Raw genomic sequence first — 1,271 nt, 5'->3', positions numbered from 1 at the left:
AGAGTCCGCCGGCTGTTCGCAACGAGAAATCTTCCCGGGCCGAATGTGAACTTGGTGTGGTCTCGTCGGGTTCGTGCTTGTCGGGGTGGCGCACACACCTTTATGGTCGAACGTGTGTTCGATCCTATGGTGGGGTGGGTGTCGGTGCCATGAATGCCGTGCGGAGTGCGAAGGTCGACGAGGACGGTTCCGGTTCCCGTGACTTCTCGGAGACGGAGGGGGTGTTCGAGGGGCGGGTGCGTGGGCTGCTGGTGCGGATCGGTGCGGCGGTCCGGTTGATAGCGGCGGGGAACGCGGACCTGCTGGGGCTGTTGGCGCAGTTCGCCGACCTGCGGCCGCCGGCGGCCGGCCGGGAGGTTCTGTTCGACGAGTTCGCTCCGGAGGACGTCGCGGCGGTGCTGGGGGTGTCCTCGCAGGCCGCGGCGGGTCAGATGCTGTTCGCGTGCACGGTGGCGCGCCGGCTGCCCCACGCGACGGATGCGTGCCGCCGTGCCGTGCACACGGTGGATCCGGCCGGGGCGGCCGCACGCGCGCGGGCCCGGAGGAAGGAACGGCGGGTGTGGGTCTCGCCGGGGGAGGAGGGGGCCAGTTGCCTCCTCCGCGGTGCTGCCCGCCGAGGAGGCGACCGCCTGCTACCAGCGGGTCGACCAGATCGCCCAGGGGATCGCCGCGCACCGAGGCGGCGGGGACAGCCGCAGCCGTGACCAGATCCGCGCGGACGTCCTCGTCGATCTTCTGTGTGGGCGGGCTGAGCATGCGGTGCCGCTTGCGTGTGAGGTGCGGGTCGTGGTGCCGGTGACGGTGCTGCTGGGCCTGGCGGAGGATCCCGGGGAGATCCCCGGGTACGGTCCGGTTCCCGCGGCGGTGGCCCGGGAGATGGCCGCACGGCCCGGATCGACATGGCGGCGAATCCTCACCGACCCTCAGGGCACGCTCGTCGAGATCGCGGACCGGTGCCTACCCACCGCGGCTCAGGCCCGGCATGTGCGGGCACGGAACCGTGGCTTTGTCTTCCCGGGATGCGCCCGTACGTCGCGACGCGCGGATATCGACCACACGGTGGCGCACACGACCGGCGGGCCGACACTCACCCGGAACCTCGGGCCGATATGCCGCAAGCACCACCGCCTGAAGTACTCCGACCGTTGGCGGCTGACACAACCACAGGAAGGAACGTTCGTCTGGACGGGCCCGTTCGGGGCGACGCGCGTCACCCACCCACATTCATACGTCGAACCGCAACACAAGGCTGGCACGGCGGGAGGGGGTGG

The 1,271-nt window shown here is 70.7% G+C and carries 2 protein-coding genes; both read left to right on the top strand.

Annotation, left to right across the window (positions count from 1 at the left end):
* Positions 1-158 precede the first annotated feature (158 nt).
* Positions 159-704, top strand: coding sequence for a hypothetical protein (locus FMEAI12_RS37690; RefSeq protein WP_235013644.1), 546 nt, complete (start codon positions 159-161; stop codon positions 702-704).
* The coding region (locus FMEAI12_RS37685; protein WP_235013643.1) for an HNH endonuclease signature motif containing protein at positions 604-1,271 on the top strand (668 nt) is incomplete at its 3' end. The genes FMEAI12_RS37690 and FMEAI12_RS37685, both read left to right, overlap by 101 nt.

Origin of the sequence: Parafrankia sp. Ea1.12 (assembly GCF_900465275.1) — a bacterium.
GTDB lineage: Bacteria > Actinomycetota > Actinomycetes > Frankiales > Frankiaceae > Parafrankia > Parafrankia soli.
The sequence above is the reverse complement of the archived record's forward strand: the minus strand, read 5'-3'. Positions and strand labels throughout refer to the sequence as shown.